General features: G+C 71.1%; 11 protein-coding genes and 2 pseudogenes. 3 read left to right on the plus strand and 10 right to left on the minus strand.

Annotated features, from left to right (window positions below; all coding sequences use genetic code 11):
• Positions 1 to 652, plus strand: a 652-nt coding sequence (locus tag ACGFIO_RS05830; RefSeq protein WP_392822615.1) for a transposase, incomplete at its 5' end; no start/stop codon positions are given.
• 79 nt (positions 653 to 731) lie between these two features.
• On the opposite strand, the gene ACGFIO_RS05835 is transcribed toward ACGFIO_RS05830, so the two are convergent.
• From ACGFIO_RS05835 to ACGFIO_RS05855, 5 genes and pseudogenes are all read right to left on the minus strand, one after another.
• Positions 732 to 1910 carry a PQQ-binding-like beta-propeller repeat protein gene (locus ACGFIO_RS05835; RefSeq protein ID WP_392822618.1) on the minus strand — a complete coding sequence of 393 codons (1179 nt, stop codon included), beginning with the start codon at positions 1908 to 1910 and terminating at the stop codon, positions 732 to 734.
• 675 nt (positions 1911 to 2585) lie between these two features.
• Positions 2586 to 3402 (minus strand): annotated as a pseudogene (locus ACGFIO_RS05840) (phosphatidylinositol-specific phospholipase C/glycerophosphodiester phosphodiesterase family protein).
• Positions 3403 to 3455: 53 nt separating this feature from the next.
• Positions 3456 to 7163 (minus strand): annotated as a pseudogene (locus ACGFIO_RS05845) (DNA gyrase subunit A); the annotation flags it as partial.
• Between the two features lie 115 nt (positions 7164 to 7278).
• Positions 7279 to 9336 carry a type IIA DNA topoisomerase subunit B gene (locus ACGFIO_RS05850; RefSeq protein ID WP_392822620.1) on the minus strand — a complete coding sequence of 686 codons (2058 nt, stop codon included), beginning with the start codon at positions 9334 to 9336 and terminating at the stop codon, positions 7279 to 7281.
• Between the two features lie 124 nt (positions 9337 to 9460).
• Complete coding sequence (locus tag ACGFIO_RS05855) at positions 9461 to 10063, minus strand: adenylate/guanylate cyclase domain-containing protein (protein ID WP_392822622.1); 603 nt, start codon at positions 10061 to 10063, stop codon at positions 9461 to 9463.
• A gap of 177 nt (positions 10064 to 10240) precedes the next feature.
• Here ACGFIO_RS05855 and ACGFIO_RS05860 point away from each other — a divergent pair, with 177 nt between their 5' ends.
• Complete coding sequence (locus tag ACGFIO_RS05860; RefSeq protein ID WP_392822625.1) at positions 10241 to 13114, plus strand: AAA family ATPase; 2874 nt, start codon at positions 10241 to 10243, stop codon at positions 13112 to 13114.
• A 144-nt stretch (positions 13115 to 13258) separates the two neighbouring features.
• Positions 13259 to 14029, plus strand: a complete 771-nt coding sequence (locus tag ACGFIO_RS05865; RefSeq protein ID WP_392822626.1) for a DUF5995 family protein — start codon at positions 13259 to 13261, stop codon at positions 14027 to 14029.
• 206 nt (positions 14030 to 14235) lie between these two features.
• Here the strand turns inward: ACGFIO_RS05865 and ACGFIO_RS05870 are convergent, their stop codons facing one another.
• From ACGFIO_RS05870 to ACGFIO_RS05890, 5 genes are all read right to left on the minus strand, one after another.
• Complete coding sequence (locus ACGFIO_RS05870) at positions 14236 to 14757, minus strand: hypothetical protein (protein ID WP_392824327.1); 522 nt, start codon at positions 14755 to 14757, stop codon at positions 14236 to 14238.
• Positions 14758 to 14842: 85 nt separating this feature from the next.
• Entirely contained in the window at positions 14843 to 16210 is a 1368-nt protein-coding gene (locus ACGFIO_RS05875) for an ATP-binding protein (RefSeq protein ID WP_392822627.1), read from the minus strand.
• Positions 16203 to 16907, minus strand: coding sequence for a response regulator transcription factor (locus ACGFIO_RS05880; RefSeq protein ID WP_392822628.1), 705 nt, complete (start codon positions 16905 to 16907; stop codon positions 16203 to 16205). Before ACGFIO_RS05880 ends, ACGFIO_RS05875 begins: the two co-directional genes overlap by 8 nt.
• On the minus strand, positions 16888 to 18099 hold the full coding sequence (locus tag ACGFIO_RS05885) for an RNA polymerase sigma factor (protein ID WP_392822629.1): 1212 nt from the start codon (positions 18097 to 18099) through the stop codon (positions 16888 to 16890). Before ACGFIO_RS05885 ends, ACGFIO_RS05880 begins: the two co-directional genes overlap by 20 nt.
• 11 nt (positions 18100 to 18110) lie before the next feature.
• Positions 18111 to 18473: a YciI family protein gene (locus ACGFIO_RS05890; RefSeq protein WP_392822632.1), complete on the minus strand. Its 363-nt coding sequence runs from the start codon at positions 18471 to 18473 to the stop codon at positions 18111 to 18113.
• Between the last annotated feature and the right edge of the window lie 283 nt (positions 18474 to 18756).

Raw genomic sequence — 18756 nt, forward strand, 5'->3', positions numbered from 1 at the left:
CCTGACCGCCGAGCAGTTGCAGCCGTGGCTGACCGAGCGGCACTACCACGTCAAAACCGCCACGATGCTGCTGCAACGACTGCGGGAAGCAGCCCCCGGGGTCACCGGCGCGGCCGGACAAGCGCTGGCCGGGATCACACAGGCATATCTGGCCGCATTGAACACCGTCATGGCCCAGGTCGAGGCCCTCGAAACGCAGATCACCGACGCTCTCGCATCGCATCCGGACGCGGCGATCTTCACCAGCCTGCCCCGAGCCGGAACCATGCGCGCGGCCCGGCTGCTCGCAGAGATCGGCGACTGCCGTGGCCGGTTCCCGACCGCGGCATCACTCGCGGGGCTGGCCGGGGTCACCCCGTCGACCCGGCAATCAGGTAACAACCGCATCGTCGCGTTCCGCTGGGCCGTGGACAAACAGTTACGCGACGCGGTCTGCAACTTTGCCGGGGACAGCCGCCTGAGCAACCCGTGGGCCGCTGACCTCTATCAACAAGCCCGAGCACGAGGCAAGAACCACAACCACGCCGTCCGGATCCTCGCTCGGTCCTGGCTGAACATCATCTGGAAATGCTGGACCACCAACACCGCCTACCAACCCACCGAACACCGCGCCCTACAACGCCTACTCACCCAACACCCCACCACCGGTTGACACAGGGCACTCCCGCCGAGGGTCGCTTCGCTCCACGTGCGTGAGCGGTTGCGCTTTTGAGGAGCACAACCACTCTCTGCTAGCCCACCGACCACGCGGTGACGAGGCTCCGGGGCGCGGCCTTGGTGCCGGCGATCCCGTAGAGGTGACCCTGGGCGATCTGCGGCGCGGTCGCCAGCGCCGACGTCGAGGCGTCGAGCTTGAGCACCTTCCCGGTGGCCGCCTCGAGGGCCGCCACCGGACGCCCGTCGCCGCGCCATCCGTAGACGACACCGCCCGCGGTCGTGAACGAGACCGGCTGGCTCTCGGCGTACGTCCTCGACCACAGCTTCTTGCCCGTGACGGCGTCGAGCGCGACGACCGCCGCCGGCTCGGACAGGGTTCCGACATAGACCCGGCGCCCGTCGGTGGCGAAGCCGAACAGGTAGCCGTAGCTTGGGAAGTGCGCCGTGGTCTTACCGGTGGCCGCGTCGACGACCTCGATGCCCTCGTCGTTGTTGCAGTTCAGGTAGAACCGCGTGCCGTCCGGCGACGCGCCGATCGGGCTGTGGCAGCCGCGGCCCAGCGACCACAGGCGCTTGCCGGTGGTGATGTCGAAGGCGGCGCCCGGCTCGTCGTCGCCGAACGCGAGGATCCGCCCGCGGGCCGACACCGGCCGGCCGGTCATCGTCACGTCCCGCCCCCACACCGGAGCGCCATCCGAGATCCGGTACGCCCGCAGCACGTACTTGCTGATCGCCGTGTCCCAGATGGTGCCGACCACGATGCCCCGGTCGACGAGCAGGTCGTACAGCGGCGCGGCGATCCGCCGGGTGTAGAGCGCCTTGCCGGTGCCGATGCTCAGCGCGGTCAGGAACGCCTTGCCCGAGTGGCATTCCCGGTAGTGGGCCACGAGCGTGTCGCCCACGATGGCGGCGAGCGTGAAGTCGCGCCGCCCGGCGTCGGCCGTCTGCCACTTCAGCTTGCCGGTAATCGCGTCGTACCCGCTGACCCGGTAGGCGGACGCGGTGACCAGACGATTCCCGGTGATCAGGGGTACGGACGGGTTCGTGCACTTGGCCGCGGCGAGCGGGACCGACCAGTGTTTCCGCACGTTCGGCACCGCCGCCGGGGTCAGCTTCGTCTCGCCCGGGTTGTAGTTGTCGCCGGTCGCGTGGGCCGCCTCATGCCCCCAGGCGTCCATACCGGCCGCCAGAACGGGTGCGGGCAGTGCGGTCAACGTGGTCCCGAGGACCGCAGCAAAGATCAACTTTTTCACAGGACTGAACCTAGGAGCCGGACCGTCCCGCGCCCGCGAGGTCACCCGTTGGCGGGCTTGTCGGCCGCGGAGCTCACCCGTTGGGCTTGTCGGCCGCGGAGCTCACCCGTTGGGCTTGTCGGCCGCGGAGCTCACCCGTTGGGCTTGTCGGCCGCGGAGCTCACCCGTTGGCGGGCTTGTCGGCCGCGGGGTTCACGCGGCCGCAGACTTGCCGGCCGCCCGATCGCTCCGACCGGGCGGCCGAACCACCGCGGGTGACCCTCCGGGCGGCGCCCCAGCCGTCCGCCTGCCCACCCCAGGAAGAGTGACGATCCGCGCCGGTGCCATGGGCGCGTTCCCCACCCCACCACATCTCACGTCGTGCGACCGCCGTGCGGACGTCCCGGCCGGCGCGGCCGGCGCCGCGGCCGGGCCGCGGGTCGGTGCGAGCGGGGCCGGCCCGGGCCGGGTCGTGCGGCATCCGTACGGCAGGGCGACACGCGGGAACCTTCCAGGCATGAGTGACGAGCCCACGCTAACCGCCCGTTCAGGCGCCGGGCACCGTTTAAGCCAGACCTAAGACCGATTTACGGGTCCACTACGGATGCGCCGGTCAGCGCGTCCAGGGTGGAGTGATCACGGTGCCGTCGGCCACCGGACAGCACCAGGAACACGTCCGCGTGGCCCGGCCGATGATCAGGCCGCGGCGCAGGACCGCGGGAGGTGGCGCAGGAACGCTTCCAGCCCGGCCAGATCATCGGTGTTGATGTGGTCGACGTCGGCCGCCACCAGTTCGCACCACACCGCCGTCCGCTCGGGCCCGGCCGCTTCCGGTGTCGCCCAGAACCGCACCCGCTGCCGGTCCGCGTGGGCGTCCCGCACGAAGGCACGAAGGCGCGCCCGCTGATCGGCCGGGATCGGCCCGGCGCCCTGCCAGGTGAACAGGTTGGTCCAGTTGTCGCTGATCAGCGGCACGAACGACGCCTTGGCGCCCGAGTTCAGGTCACTGCTGCGGCCGTCGTAGAACGCGTACCGCACCCGCTGCGCCTCCATCAGCTCGCGCGGCCGGTCCCCGCTGATCACGACGGTCACCGCACCCGGAAAGACCCGGCCGTCACGGTACGACGTCAGCATGCGACGGTACGACCGCAGTACCCGGTCGAGTTCGGCGTACGTCGCCGCGCCGGTGTTCTTGATGTCCACGAGCAACTGGAGCGGGTAGGCGCGACCGCGGCGGGCCAACGGATCGAGATAAAGACTTTGCAGCGTACGCCCGGGAACGACGTCCTCCGGGTCGTGCGCGACGAGCAGCTGCCCGTCGACCAGGTAGATGTCCGCCTCCACGCTGGTGAATCCGTGGGACAGGGCGTCATACAGAGGCCGCTCGTGTTCGTAGTCGTTGTGTGCGTGCGCCCAGGGCCAGCGGGCGAACGCCGTGGGCCTGCGCGGCCGGTGGTGCGAAGACCACGGCCGCGCAGACCGCGAGCAGGACAGCAAGGGCACGTCGAGTCATGCGCCCAAACTAGGCAGTCCGGATGTAGATCACCATGAATGCCCGGTGAACCCTCAGTCCCGTTCGATGTGGTGGCCGATGATCTGCGGACCCATCAGCACGGCCTCGCCCGAACCGTCGCGCCGGGCGTCGGGGCCGGGCAGTTCCACCGGGTCACCGGTGTTCGACGCGCCGACCGGGCGCGGGCCGACCCAGGCCACCGTCAGCCGCGTCTCGCCCTTGAGGAAGCGCTGGGCGCGGACCCCGCCGGTGGCGCGGCCCTTGGCCGGGTAGGAGGCGAACGGCGACACCTTCACCTGCGTACCCGTGGAAGTGACGACCATCGGCTCGCCGTGCTCGGTGTCCTTGGTGTTGACCACGTTGAACGAGAGCACCTCGGCGTCGGCCGCCAGGTTGACACCGGCCATGCCACCGCCCTTGAGGCCCTGCGGACGGACCAGCTTGGCCGGGAAACGCAGCAGCGAGGCGTCGGAGGTGACGAAGACCAGCGACTCGGCCCCATCGGTGAGCCAGGTCGCCTGGAGCACCTCGTCGCCGTCCTTGAGCGTGATGACCTCGAACTCGTCCGACCGGACCGGCCACTCGGGCGCGCACACCTTGACGATGCCGTGCCGGGTGCCCAGCGCCAGACCGGGCGAGCCCTCGCCGGCCAGCGGCGACAGGCCGATCACCCGCTCACCGGAGTCCAGTGGCACCAGCTCGGACACCGACATGCCGCCGCGCACCGACACGGTGCCGGACTGCTCGGGCAGCACCGGCAGCGGCAGGACGTCCACCTTGAACGCCCGGCCCCGGTTGGTCACCAGCAGCACCCGGCCGCGGGCGGTCGAGTGCACCACCGCGCGTACCGCGTCGTGCTTGACCCGCCCGGACCGCCGGCGCCCTTCGTTGGACTCCTCGCTCTCGGCCGCGGTCCGCGCGATCAGCCCGGTGGCCGACAGGATGACCTGGCACGGGTCGTCGGCTACCTCCAGTGGCCCGGCCGGCACCGAGGCGGCCAGCACCTCCTTGAGGTCACCGTCGATCAGGGTGGTGCGCCGGGGTGCACCGAACTCGGACGCCACCTCGGCCAGCTCGTCCGACACGACGCCCTTGAGCACGGCCTCGTCGTCGAGGATCCGGCTCAGCTCGGCGATCTCGTTGCGCAGTCGTTCCTGCTCGGTCTCCAGCTCGATCCGGTCGAACCGGGTGAGCCGCCGCAGCGGCGTGTCGAGGATGTAGGTGGCCTGGATGTCGGTCAGCCCGAACTCGCTCATCAGCGACGCCTTGGCCGCGGCGGCGTCGTCGCTGGCCCGGATGATCGCGACCACCCGGTCGATGTCGATCAGGGCGATCAGCAGCCCGTCGACCAGGTGCAGCCGGTCCTGCCGCTTGGTCCGCCGGTGTTCGGTGCGCCGGGTGACCACTTCGTACCGGTGCTTGAGGAACACCTCGAGCAGTTCCTTGAGCCCGAGCGTCCGCGGTTGCCCGTCCACCAGCACCAGGTTGTTGATGCCGAACGACGACTCGAGCGGGGTGAGCCGGTAGAGGTCGGCCAGCAGCGCCTGCGGGTTGACACCGACCTTGCACTCGATGACCAGCCGGGTGCCGTGCTCGCGGTCGGTCAGGTCCTTGACGTCGGCGATGCCCTGCAGCCGGGCGGCCTGCCGCTGCCCCTTCTTGGGCCCGGAGACGATCAGTTTGCCCTTCACCTCGTCGGTGATGGCCTCGATGATCTTCTCGGTGCCGACGCCGTACGGCAGCTCGGTGACAGTGATCGCCTGCCGCCCCCGGCCACCTTCGAGCGGCCCGGTGACCGCCCGCGCCCGCATCCGCACCACGCCGCGCCCGGTCTCGTACGCCCGCCGCACCTCGTCCAGCCCGAGCAACTGCCCGCCGGTCGGCAGGTCGGGCCCCGGCACGATGCGCATGATCTGGTCGAGCGTCGCCTCGGGCTTGGTGATCAGATGCCGGGCCGCGGCGACAACCTCACCCAGATTGTGCGGAATCATGTTGGTCGCCATGCCCACCGCGATGCCCGACGTCCCGTTCACCAGCAGGTTCGGAAACGCCGCGGGCAGCACCTTGGGCTCGACTTCCGAGCCGTCGTAGTTGGGCTTGAAGTCAACGGTGCCCTCGCCCAGCTCCCCGACCAGCAGCATCGCCTCACGCGACATCCGCGACTCGGTGTTGTGGTTGACGAACGAGCCGGCCAGGAACGAATGGTCCTCGGACATCACCCGTACGGAGTAGACCTCCGCCGGCTCACAGTCCTCCACCGAGGTGACGGCTTCGAATCGGTAGCCCGAATCCATGATCGGCAGGATCGTCGCCAGAATCTCCGGATCCTCGATCCGGTCGATGATCCGCAGCCGCTCGGTCTCCCACCGCTCGACCCGGTCGAAGTTGTGCCGCGTCAGCCGCTTACGGCCACTGCCACGCCGGTCAAAATCCAGCGTGTCACGAACGTAGTCGGCGACGAACGGCACGCTGTCGCTGCTCAGCCGATGAGGACGACGCGGAGAGTCCTTGATCAGCCGGTCGAGCTTCGTCTGCTTCGTCGTGAGAAAGCCGACGCGATCGGAGAAGGCTCGGACGTTACGCATCCCGGAAATGACCAGCCGATGTTCGACCGAACCCGACTTCCGGGTGTACTGACGGTGCACCGCGATCACACCGAACTCCGCCAGCAGCTCCTGGACCTCTCGCGCCAGACGGTCGCTGCAGCTTGTGTACTGGACGGTAAACCCGTCGTCAGCGACTCTCAGTCCGCCGTCGCCCTCGAATGCCGCCATCAGGAATGCGCGCTTCACCCCGGGACCGCCGGCCCAGATGAATTCCGGAACGTACTTCTGCGCGGCTTCGCATCCGACGAACTCGAACATCGGGCTTTCCCGGAAGGCGGCCAGGCCGTCCGAGGATTCCTTGATGGCCATCTCGTGGATGAGCTTGTTGTCCGCCCGGTTGTGACGCTGCGACAGATGGCGTTGCCCACCGACGATCTGGTCGTACGCGTGCAGGACCTCGTCGAAGAAGTGCTTGTCGGTGTTGGTGAACCCGGCCCGCGACTCCCCGGCCCAGCCCTCGGAGGCCCAGGCACCACCGAGCACGCCCAGCATGTGCTCCCGAGCGGTCGGGACGACCTGCGTCCAGGCGTTGCGGGCGATGCAGACGATGGTTCCCGGCTTGATCTCATCGAGCCGGCGCCACTGGAACAGCGGCACACCCATCGGCGCCTCGAGGCAGAGGACGAGGTGGTTGAGCGAGCCGCGTACCGAGAAGCCGGACTTGCTGGTGACCCGCCGGGTTGGGTGCAAGCCCGAGTTGAAGACCTTGTCGACCCGGACCGCCTTGCCGTCCTTGTCGAGCACCTCGAAGTCGGCGTCCCGCTCGGAGTCGGGCGGGAGATCTGCGAGGTCGTCGATCCGCGGACTGGTTCCGTCGGCCAGCCGGAGTCGCGTGTCCCCGGTGACGCAGTACCGTTCGGCGGCCGGGCCGTCGTCGGGAGACCCGAAGTTTCCATGCCCGTCGATGAGCGGGGCATTGAGGGAGAAGTCTTGGGCCAGGCGGACCAGGGCGTCGTAGATGGCCAGGTTGCCGTGGGGGTGGTAGCGGCCCATCACGTCGCCGACGACGCGGGCGGACTTGACGTAGGGGCGGTCGGGGCGGTGGCCCTGCTCGGTCATCGACCAGAGGATGCGGCGGTGGACCGGTTTGAGGCCGTCGCGCGCGTCGGGCAGGGCGCGTGAGTGGATGACCGAGTAGGCGTACTCCAGGTAGGAGTCTTCGACCTCGGTGGTCAGCGAGTTGTCGATGACGTTGGCGCCGGCCTGGTCGAACGCCGACAGGTCCACCCGCTGTGTTTCGTTCTTGCGGCGTGCCATGAACCTCTACCCCTCAGGCGTCGATCGTCTCCTGGTCGATCCGGCCGGCGGCCTCGATCAACCAGTTCTTGCGTGGTTCCACCCGCTCGCCCATCAGCAGTTCGAGCGTGGCTTCGGCCTGCTCGGCGTCGTTCAGGGTGATCCGCCGGACGGTCCGGGTGGCCGGGTTCATCGTGGTGTCCCAGAGTTCGTCGGCGTCCATCTCGCCGAGGCCCTTGAACCGTGGCACCGGCTTTTGGACCTGCTTGCCGGATTTCTCCAGCCGGACGACAGTGGTTTCCATTTCCTGCTGGGTGTACGTGTAGAGCGTCTCGCTGTTGCGGCCCTTGGTGACCACCTTGTGCAGCGGCGGCATGGCGGCGAAGAGCCGGCCCTGCTCGACGACCGGTCGCATGTACTTGGCGAAGAGCGTGATCAGCAGGGTGCGGATGTGGGAGCCGTCGACGTCGGCGTCGGCCATGATCATGACGCGGCCGTAGCGCATCGCGGGCAGGTCGAACGTGCGGCCGGAGCCGGCCCCGAGGACCTGGACGATGGCCGAGCACTCTTGATTGTCGAGGACCTGCTGGAGGCTGGCCTTCTGGACGTTGAGGATCTTGCCGCGGATCGGCAGCAGCGCTTGGTATTCGGAGCTGCGGGCCATCCGGGCGGTGCCGAGCGCGCTGTCGCCCTCGACGATGTAGAGCTCGCTGCGGGCGATGCCGGTGCTTCGGCAGTCGACCAGCTTGGGCGGCATCGACGCGCCTTCGAGGGCGGTCTTGCGGCGGGCCGCGTCCTTCTGCTGTTTCTGGGTCAGCCGGACCCGGGCCGCGTCGACGACCTTTTGCAGGACGGTGCGCGCCTCGGACTTGGTCCGCCGGCCGTCGACGTATTCCTTCAGGTGTTGCTCGACCAGCCCCTGGAGCACCCGGGTGATGCCGGCGGTGGACAGCTCGTCCTTGGTCTGCGAGGTGAACTGCGGTTCGGGCAGCCGGACGTGGATGACCGCGGTCATGCCCTCGAGGTAGTCGTCGAGGACGGGCGCCTCTTCTTTGGGTTTGAGCAGGCCGCGGGTGTTGCGGACGGCTTCGGAGAGGGCGCGTACGACGGCCCGCTCGAAGCCCTTGCGGTGGGTGCCGCCGTGCATGTTGCGGATGGTGTTGGTGAAGCACTCGACGGTGCGGTCGTACCCGGTGCCCCAGCGGAACGCGATCTCCACCTCGGCCTTGCGGATCACGTTGGACTGCATCACGCCGTGCTCGTCGGCGGCGTTCTCCTTGTACGTTCCCTCGCCGGTGACCATCAGGATCTGCGACACCGGTTTGTCGGCGGCGGGGCTGAGGAACTCGACCATGTCGGTGAGCCCGTTGGGGTAGTGGAAGGTCTCGGTGACCGGTTCCTCGACGGTGTCGTCGCGCAGGGTGTATGCCACGCCCGGCACCAGGAACGCCGTGTTGCGCAGCTTGGCCCGGACCACGTCGACGTCGAGCCGCGCGCCGGTCTCGAAGTATCGGGCGTCGTACCAGTAACGGATCGAGGTGCCACCGGCCTCGCCGCGCTTCATCTTGCGCACCAGGCGCAGCCCGGACTCGGGCGTGAACCGGGCCTTGGGCCCGTCGCCGTCGAAGACGCCGGGCACGCCGCGCTGGAAGGAGAGCGTCTGCACCTTGCCGTCGCGCTTGACCGTGACGTCGAACCGCAGCGAGAGCGCGTTGACCGCGGAGGCGCCGACGCCGTGCAGGCCGCCGGAGGTCTTGTAGCCGGAGCCGCCGAACTTGCCGCCGGCGTGCAGCCGGGTGAGCACCAGCTCGACGCCGTTGAGCCCGCTCTTGGTGTTGATCGCGGTCGGGATGCCGCGCCCGTCGTCGTCGACCTGGACCGAGCCGTCGGCGTGCAGCCAGACCGCGACGTTGGTGGCGTGGCCGCCGGCGCCCTCGTCGGTGCAGTTGTCGATGATCTCGTTGGCCAGGTGGTTGACGCCGCGGCTGTCGGTCGAGCCGATGTACATGCCCGGGCGCTTGCGGACGGCGTCGAGGCCCTCGAGATGCGTGAGGTCGTCGGCGCCGTACAAGATCTCGGGTTGCGCGGTCACGGTGCGTTACTCCCCGCTCGGCTGGTGGCTATCAGGTCGCGGCGAGCCTACCGGGGCGGGCTGACGAGTTCGCGCCGACGAGCCGTACAACGAACCGCACGCCGCGGAACAAACGGGATGAAAGTTACTGCTGGTGAGCTAGAACACAAGTTCGAACGTCCTGAGAGAGTGCCCGGAAGAGATCGATGGCGTCGGCGCGGCCGGCCAGCACGGCCGGCGGCAACTCCTGGTAAGCGACACTCAGGTCGGACAGGGATCGGGTCGGGCCGTCGACCACCACGGTGTCGTGCGGGGCGTACGCCTGCAGCCGCGCCGCCGTGGCCACCACACTGCCGCTGACCATGCCGAACCCGCCGTCCCGGGCCGCCCCCTCGTCGACCATGACCTCGCCGGTGGCGACACCCACCCGGGTGCTGATCGCGTGCCGGCCGGCCAGGCGTACCCCCATCAGGGTCTCCTGGATCCCCAGCCCACACCCGACCGCCGCCGCGGCGCCCCCCTCCGGACGCCGCGACGACAGGCCGAACACCGCCATCACGGCGTCGCCGATGTACTTCTCGACTATTCCGCCGTGTTCGCGGACCACGGCCGACACGTGGGTGAAATAGTCCATCTGCAGCGAGTGCACCTCGGCGCAGTCCATGCCGTCGACCAGCGTCGTGAATCCGACGATGTCGACGAACAACACGGACACGGTCTGCCGGCGTACGCCCACCATGATGGTCATCTCCCACGCTCCCCAATCGGCGCTGGTGAGACCACAGGTTGGCAGTCGGCGCGCAGGTCAGGGATCGGCAGAACTACGTAGAAGCCCGTGATACATGAACGGCCGGTCAGTTTTGTGACGCAGATCAGCCTGAACCGACGAGCGGGTGGTACCGGGATCCGGTTTAGGCTCCCGTGCATGACCAGCGAACCGGACGACACGCCCCTTGTCGGGCGGGCCGCGACGCTGGACAAGATCGCCCGTGACCTGGCCGACCCCGGTCCGGGCGGCACGTCGGCGGTCTTCGTCACCGGCGAGAGCGGCGTGGGCAAGAGCCGGCTGCTGCGCGCGGTGGCGGCCATGGCCACCCCGACGCGTACGGCCGTGCTGACCGGCGCCTGCCTCGACATCGGCGACGCCTCCCCGCTGCACCCGGTGCTGGCCGCGCTGCGCCGGGCCGACCCGGGCTTCACCACCGACGGCCCGGACGCGGGCGCCCTGCTCGACCGGGTCTCCCGGGCGCTGCGCGAGGTGGCCGCCGACCGCCGCCTGCTGCTCGTCCTCGACGACCTGCAGTGGGCCGACCGCAGCACCCGCCAGCTGCTGCTCTACCTGCTGGCGGGGCTGGGCGAGGTGCGGCTGTCGGTGCTGGCCGCGGTGCGCGCCGAGTCGCTGCAGGGCACCCATCCGCTGCGCCGGGTGCTGGCCGAGCTGCGCCGGTTGCGCTCGGTGCGGGTGGTCGAGCTCACCCCCTTGGACCGCACGGGTACGCAGGAACTGGTCACCGCCATCGCCGGCGCCGCGGTGCCGGCCGAGGACGCCGACCGGGTGTTCAAGCGCAGCGGCGGTAACCCGTTCGTGGCCGAGGAGCTGGCCCGCGACCTGCGCGACGGCCGGGTCGAGCTGTCCGACACGCTCCGCGAGATCTTCCTGGCCCGGGTCGACGAGCTGCCCCGGGCCGCCCATGACGTGGTCCGCGCGGTGGCCGCCGGGGTCGAGCCGGTGCCGCACGACCTGCTGGCCGGCGTGCTCCCGATGGGCGCCGACGAGCTGATCGACGCGGTCCGGGCGGCCGTCGCCCACCGCTTCGTGACCAGCGCCGACGACGGCTACCGGCTGCGCCACCGGCTGGTCGCCGAGGTCCTCGAACGCGAGGTGCTGCCGGTCGAGCAGGCCGCCCTGCACCGCCGGTACGCCGAGACGCTCGAGCCCGGTGACGACCACGCCCGCCTGGCCCACCACTGGCAGCGGGCGGGCGAGCCGGCGCGGGCGCTGCCCTCGGTGGTGGCCGCGGCCCGGGCCGCCGAGTCGCTGTACGGCTTCGCCGAGGCACACCGGCACTGGACGCTGGCCCTCGACCTGACCAGCGACGCCCCGACCGCCACCAGCGGCCCCAACGGCAACAGCTCCCCCAGCGGCAACAGCGGCGCGGCCGGCGACGGCCTGCCCGACCGCACCGCACTGCTCGGGCACGCGGCCGAGTCGGCCCACCACAACGGCGAGCACCAGCGCGCCCTGGCCCGGCTGGAGGAGCTGGCCGCCCGCCCGGACGGCCCCGGCGCCTGCCAGATCCACCTGCGCCGGGCCCGCTACCTGGCCGCCGCCGGCCGGTCCGCGCCGGCCGAGACCGAATACCGCGCGGCCCTGGCCGCCGCCGGCTGCACGCCCGCGGAAAAGGTCACCGCCGCCGCCCACCTGGCCGAGCTGCTGCTGCACCTGGGCCGCTACGCCGACGCCGGGGAACGGGCCCGCGAGGCGCTCGAGCTGGCCGCCTCGGTCGAGGACTCCACCGCCGACCGGGTCCGCGCGTCCGCCGCGCTCGGCTTCAGCCAGGCGTTCCGGGCCGACCCGGACGCCGGCCTGACCGTGATCCGCGAGGCGGTGGCCATCGCCGAGGAGTCCGGCCGCCCCGACGACCTCGGCGTCGCCTACCTGCACCTGGCCGAGCTGCTCACCGGCCCGCTCAACTCGCTCGAGGAGGGCGTACTGGTCGCCCGGCGCGGCGCCCGGCGGCTGGCCGAGGAGGGTGTCGGTCGCTCGTACCAGCTGCGGCTGCTCGCCATCGCGGCCAACGGCCTGTTCCGGGTCGGGCAGTGGGCCGAGGCCGACCGGATCCTCGAGACGGCCATGCGGCAGCGCCCGTCCGGGGCCGACGCGGTCGAGATCCTGCTGGCCCGCTGCCGGCTCTGGGTCGGCTTCGGTGACATCGAGGCGGCCGACCGCGACCTCAACGCGGTCGCCACCCTGCTGGCCGGCGGCGGCGCCCGGCACGTGCTGCCGATGCTCACCCTGCGCGCCGGGCTGGCCATGTGGCAGGGCCGGCACGACGAGGCCCGGGTGGCCGTGCAGCGTGGCCTGACCGAGACCCGCTCCGACGACCTGGTGCTGCTCGGGGTGCTGGCCTGGCACGGCCTGCGGGCCGAGGCCGAGGCCCACAGCGGCGGCGAGGTGCCGGTCGACCGGTCGGCGATCCGCCGGCTGACAGTGGTCGTCGAGCGCATGGCCAAGGGCGTGGACAAGGCCGCGCCACCGGTCCGCGCGGTGATCGACGGCTATCTCGACCTGTGCGCGGCCGAGCTCAGCCGCATCCACGACCAGCACGACCCGGCGGTGTGGGGGCGATCGGCGGCGGCCTGGGACAAGCGCAACCATCCGTACCCGGCGTCCTATTCACGCCTGCGCCAGGCCGAGACGCTGCTGCACCACCGGCGGCGGCCGGCCGCCACGGCGGCGTTGCGGGCGGCGTGGACCACGGCCCAGTCGATGGGCGCGAAACCCCTCGCGGCGGAGATCGCCGCCGTCGCCGCCCGGGGCCGGATCGCGCTGGCCGACGAGGCCACCGAGCCGGCGCCCGCCGCCGCACCGCCGGACGACGCGCTGGCCGTGCTGACCGGCCGCGAGCGTGAGGTGCTGGGTGCGGTGGCCGAGGGCCTGACCAACCGCGAGATCGGTCAGCGGCTGTTCATCAGCGAACGCACGGTCGGCGTCCACGTCGGCCACATCTTCGACAAACTGCAGGTCCGCACCCGGGTCCAGGCCAGCCGGGTGTTCCTGGAAAGTCGCCCGGCCTGATACACGAGCACGCAGATATAGGTAGTTCTACAGATCCGTACGTACCTCCCCGATGAAAGGCTTCTGGCCACGGGGGAGCACCGCCCGGTCGCCGGTTCGGCGCCGGGCGGTGCTTGGGGGCTCTCGCACTTCATGGAGGATCCGATGACCGAGTCGGTCTGGGGACCCGTACATCAGGACATGTGCGCCCTGCTGACACGTCATCCCGAGGACGTGCCGGCGGTGGTGGACCAGCTCACCAAGCTGCAGGATGTCCTCGAACGGGTTCCACCGCTGTTGGCGAGCAATCCGCTGGCCGACTTCAACCAGCTCTACCTGCGCATCACGACAAGCGTGCTGGAACGGCTCTACGAGGGCAGCTTCGAGGACCCGCAGTTCCTGTCGCGGCTCGACGTCGAGTTCGCCGCGCGCTACTTCGACGCGCTGCGCAGTTTCAGCGACGGCAACCCGGGCTGCCCGAGAGTGTGGCACGTCCTGTTCGCGCGGATGGCCGGACCGGACAGCCGCCCGCTGCCGTCGGCCGCCGCCGGTGTCAACGCGCACATCAACTTCGACCTGGCCTTCGCGCTGGTCACCACGTTCGACCACATCGGTTCCGACCCGGTCGACGAGAGCGCTCAGCACCGCGACTACCTGCAGATCAACGAGATCTTCGCCGAGGCCATCCCCGACTTGCGCCGCGGCTACCTGGAAAAGTGGCAGCTGCTGCTGGACACCATGAACGGTGACCTGGACGACTGGTGGCAGGGCGAGATGGTCGAGTACACCCGCAACGTCGCCTGGCGCAACGCGCAGAAGCTGTGGGCCTGCCGGCACGACCTGGCGGCGACGGCCAAGGAGCGTGAGCGGCTCGACGAGACCGCGGCGTCGCTGGGCAAGCTGCTGCTCTCGCCGCTGGGAGCTTTCCTGCAATAGAGCCCTTCGACAACGGCCCGGCCTCGGGGGGAGGCCCCGGGTCGTCCGGGAGGCCCGGTCCGCGGCAACGGCCGAGCCTCCCGGGAAGGGTTCCCGGCCGCCGAAGCCTCCCGGGAAGGGTTCCCGGGAGCCGAGCCTCCCGGGAAGGGTTCCCGGCGGCCGAGCCTCCCGGGGAGGGTGGGAGGCTCGGCCGCCGGCCGTCCGCGTCAGCCGATCACGACGAGGCGCGCCGTCGTGGCCGCGGAGTCCTTGGCCCCGGCCACGCCGATCGCGGCGCCGTTCTTGATCGCGCTCGCGTCGACCTTCTTCCGATCCTGTACGACGCGAAGATCGGCCGTCACGTTCCAGGTGAGCGTGAATCCGTCCGAGGATTTCACGGTCAGCGTCTTGCCGTCGGTCGCGGTGACCGTGCCGCGCTGCACGACGACCGTCCGGACGCCGTCCTTGCCCTGCACGGTCATCTCGCCGTGCAGGGTGTTCCGGCGCAGGAACTTGCGGGCGGCGAGCCGGCGCTTGTCCTTGCGGTCGGGCGCGGCCGACGCCTGACCGGACGGGCCGGGCGCCACCTCGGTCTCGTAGCCGACGGCCTGCAACGCCGCCGCCTCGTCCCCCAGCGAGGAGTCGACGGCGGCGGGCGCCGGGGCGGCCGAGGGGCCCGAGGCCAACCCGGCACCACAGGCGGAAAGGCCGAGCACCGCGGCGATTCCCAGGGAGGTCACGGCCAGCATCAGGCGAGGGCGATGCGTATTTGTGCTCAGAGCAAAGCGGGTGCGAGTCATGTCGAAAGCGTGCGGCCGCCGCGAGAAGAGCTCGTCAGGGCTGTGTTCGGGTTACGTAAGAGATGACCGCCGGTGGGAGGGTCACGGTGAACATCGCTCCGCCCTCGGGCGCGTGCCCCGCGGTGATCGTGCCGCCCAGCCGGCCCACCAGGCGCTCGGCCAGCGCCAGCCCCAGGCCGCTGCCGACCTTGCGGATCCCCCGGTAACGCTGGTGCAACGCGCCACGCCGGAACGCCACCGCGAGGTCCTCGTCGGTGAAGCCGGGGCCGCCGTCGCGTACCTCCACAACCCCGCCCGCCGGTCCGGTCCGCACGGCCAGGATCAGCGGCGCGCCCTGCGGCACCGCCCGCAGCGCGTTCTCGCACAGCCCGTCGACCACCTGCCGGATGCGCCCCGGGTCGGTGTTGACCAGCACCGGGTGCGCGGGCAGTTCGGTGCGCAGGTCGGGACCGTCCGGGGCGCAGCGGGGCGCCCAGGCCTCGCCGGCCGTGCGGATCAGATCGGTCAGGTCCACCTCGACGATGTCCAGCGGCAGGTCGGCCGCCTCCAGCCGGGACAACACGAGCAGGTCGGAGATCAGCCGGTCGAGTCGTTCCGCCTCGGCCAGCATCGTCGTGCCGGCCTTGGACGCGCCGTCCTCCCCCACGACGCCGTCGGCCAGGGCTTCGGCGTACCCCCGGATGGTCGAAAGGGGGGTCCTGAGCTCGTGCGAGACGCTGAGCAGGAAGTCGCGCTCGCGGCCCTCGCTGACCTGGAGCGCGCTGGCCAGCCGGTTGAACGCTGCCGCCAGCTCGGCGACCTCGGCCGGCCCCTCGGTGACCAGCCGGATCGAACGGTCGCCGGCCAAGAGGTGACCGGCGGCGACGGCGGCCCGCCGGATCGGGCGGACGGTGAACCGGGCCAGCAGCGCGCCCACGAGCAGGCCACCGAGCAGCCCGGCGGCGAGCGGGAACCAGACCGCGCCGAGCAGACCGCCGGCGATGCCCGAGGCGACCGGTTTGGTCAGGATGACGCCGCTGCTCATGCCCGTGATCGGGCGCCCGACCACGAACACGGCCCGGCCGCCGACCAGGCCGCGGGTGTCGACCTCGCGGCCCTCGGAGACCTGCTGGACGATGCGCTGCGGCAGGCCTGGCGTGTCGACCACGCCGCGCCGGATCAGATACACCGAGATCCCGTCACGGCGCAGGTCGCGGACGATGCGCTCGCGGGCCGGGGCCCGGGCCGGCAGCAGCTCGACGGCCAGGCCGGCCCGCTCGCTCAGCTCGGCGCGGGCCTGGTTGTTGACCGCGCGGACAGCGAACGGCACGGCGACCAGGGCGGTGATGATCACGGCGATGACCGCGGTCGCGGCGGTGACCAGCACGACCCGCGCGGTGAGGGTACGGAAGAGGTTAAGCATCGGCGGTGTAGCCGACCCCGCGTACGGTGCGGATCAGGCCCGCCGCGTCGCCCAGCTTGGCCCGCACCTGGGCGACGTGCACGTCCACGGTCCGGGTGCCGGCGTGCGACGCGTAGCCCCACACCGAGGCCAGCAGCTCCTCCCGGGTGAACACCCGCCCCGGCCGGCCGAGCAGGTGGCCGAGCAGGTCGAACTCGGTCGGCGTGAGAGACAGGGGCGTGCCGTCGACGGTGACCAGCCGCCGGCCGGGGTCGAGGGTGAGCGGGCCGAGCACGCGTACCCGCTCACCGGAATCCGGCCCGGCCGCCCGTCGCAGCAGCGCCTTGACCCGGGCGACCAGCTCGCGCGGGCTGAACGGCTTGGTCACGTAGTCGTCGGCGCCCAGCTCCAGCCCGAGGATCCGGTCGACCTCGTCGTCGCGGGCGGTGAGGAAGATGACCGGCGTCCAGTCGCCGTCGGCGCGCATCCGGCGGCAGATCTCGGTGCCTTCCAGGCCGGGCAGGGCGATGTCGAGGATGCAGGCGACCGGGCGGACCCGGCGGGCGGCGGCCAGCCCCGCCGCGCCGTCGTGCTCGACGTGCACCCCGAAGCCGTCCCGGGTCAGGTAGAGCCGGACCAGGTCGGCGATGGGTCGCTCGTCCTCGACGACCAGCACCAGCCCCTTGGAGTCCACGTACTCATCCTGCCTGGTTTCCATGTTCGGGCGTTGTAAGAGATGCGCGCAGGGTCAGGTAGCGCTGCTCGGGGACGCTGTTCGTGCCGGCCGCGGCCCGCCGGTAGAAGTCGTGCGCGCCGGCCCGGTCGCCGGCCATCTCCAGCAGATGCGCGCGGACGGCGTCGACCCGGTGGTTGCCGTTCATGCGGTCGTCGCCGTCGAGATCACCCAGCACCGCCAGCCCCGCCAGCGGCCCGCGGGCCCAGCCGGTCGCGACCGCCTTGTTCAGGGTGACTATCGGTCCCGGGGTGAGCCGCTCGATCACCTCGTACAGGGCCAGGATCTGCGGCCAGTCGGTCGCGCCAGCCGTCGCCGCCTCGTCGTGCAGCGCGGCGATCGCGGCCTGCAGCTGGTACGGCCCCACCGGCCCCCGGCCCAGGCCGGCCGACACCAGGGCCACCCCCTCGGCGATCAGCTCGTGGTCCCACCGCGACCGGTCCTGCTCGTGCAACGGCACCAGGGCACCCTGGGCGTCGGTCCGGGCGTCCCGCCGCGCGTCGGTCAGCAGCATCAACGCCAGCAGCCCGCCCGTCTCCACGTCGTCCGGCGTCGCCGACCGCAGCAGCCGGGTGATCCGGATCGCCTCCACGGTCAGGTCGTCGCGCCGCAGATCAGGCCCGCCGCTGGTCGTGTAGCCCTCGTTGAACACCAGGTAGAGGGTCTGCCGCACCACCCGCAGCCGCTCGGCGCGCTCCTCGGACCGCGGCAGTCCCACCTTCCGGATGGTGGCCTTGGCCCGGCTGATCCGCTGGGCCATCGTCGCCTCCGGCACCAGGAACGCGCGGGCGATCTCGGCGGTGCTGAGCCCGCCGACCGCCCGCAACGTCAGCGCCAGCTGCGACGGCGGCGACAGCAGCGGATGGCAGCAGAGGAAGAACAGGGTCAGCGTGTCGTCCGCCTCCCCGGCCCCGGACGGCGGCGACGGTTCGAGCCGGAAGTCGTTCTCCTCCCGCCGGCGCCGCGCCGACTCGCTGCGGAACTCGTCCACCAGCCGCCGCCCGGCCACCGCGGTCAGCCACGACCGCGGGTTGTCCGGCACCCCGTCGACCGGCCACTGGGTCGCGGCGGCGAGCAGCGCCTCCTGCACCGCGTCCTCAGCCGCGTCGAACTGCCCGTACCGCCGGGCCAGCGCACCCAGCACCTGCGGGGCGAGCTCACGCAGCAGCTGCTCCACGCCGGTCGTCCTCACACCTCGGGCGGTGCGTCGGCCACCTCACGCAGCTCGACCCGCCGCGCCCAGGGCAGCACCTTGGTGGCCAGCTCGATGGCCCGCGCCTCGTCCTTGACATCCCAGATCCAGAACCCGGCCAGCGACTCCTTGGCCTCGGCGAACGGCCCGTCGGTGACCACCACCTGCCCGTCGCCGGCCAGGCTGATGGTCTTGGCCGCGGTCGGGTCGGTCAGCCCCTCGGCGGACACGAGTTCCCCGGTCGCGGCCAGCTCCTGGATGAAACCCTCCATGAACTGGATCATCTCCCGCACCCACTGCGTGTCGTGGTTCTCCATCATCGTCGCGCCGTCACCGAACATCATCAGCATGTACTTCATGTGCCCTCACTTCGTCGTGTCCTGACCGGTGGTCGGAGCGGCCGGCGCGTTCTCGACAGGTTCCGTGAAAAACCTCAAGAACAAAGTTCAAGAGCCAGATTTTCCCACGTCCGTAGTGGTCCGGACCGCATGCTCCCGCGGGCTCCCGGTCCGTGCGTGGCCGCCCTCCGGCGGACCCCCGAGAGCGCCGGGAAAGCGCTCTCCAAGCAACGGCCTGAGCGCCCGTTTTGTAGGCATACTCACGGCTGGGCATTGACAGGGGGGAAACTCAGGCGTAACACTG

This window comes from Actinoplanes sp. NPDC049265, assembly GCF_043197135.1.
In the GTDB taxonomy this organism is placed as follows: domain Bacteria; phylum Actinomycetota; class Actinomycetes; order Mycobacteriales; family Micromonosporaceae; genus Actinoplanes.

What these genes read in the sequence shown, in the direction of transcription:
- ACGFIO_RS05860 (WP_392822625.1), top strand. Translation starts at nt 10,241, where the DNA reads ATGACCAGCGAACCGGACGACACGCCCCTTGTCGGGCGGGCCGCGACG.
- ACGFIO_RS05865 (WP_392822626.1), top strand. Translation starts at nt 13,259, where the DNA reads ATGACCGAGTCGGTCTGGGGACCCGTACATCAGGACATGTGCGCCCTG.
- ACGFIO_RS05870 (WP_392824327.1), bottom strand. Translation starts at nt 14,757, where the DNA reads ATGCTGGCCGTGACCTCCCTGGGAATCGCCGCGGTGCTCGGCCTTTCC.
- ACGFIO_RS05855 (WP_392822622.1), bottom strand. Translation starts at nt 10,063, where the DNA reads ATGACCATCATGGTGGGCGTACGCCGGCAGACCGTGTCCGTGTTGTTC.
- ACGFIO_RS05890 (WP_392822632.1), bottom strand. Translation starts at nt 18,473, where the DNA reads ATGAAGTACATGCTGATGATGTTCGGTGACGGCGCGACGATGATGGAG.
- ACGFIO_RS05880 (WP_392822628.1), bottom strand. Translation starts at nt 16,907, where the DNA reads ATGGAAACCAGGCAGGATGAGTACGTGGACTCCAAGGGGCTGGTGCTG.
- ACGFIO_RS05875 (WP_392822627.1), bottom strand. Translation starts at nt 16,210, where the DNA reads ATGCTTAACCTCTTCCGTACCCTCACCGCGCGGGTCGTGCTGGTCACC.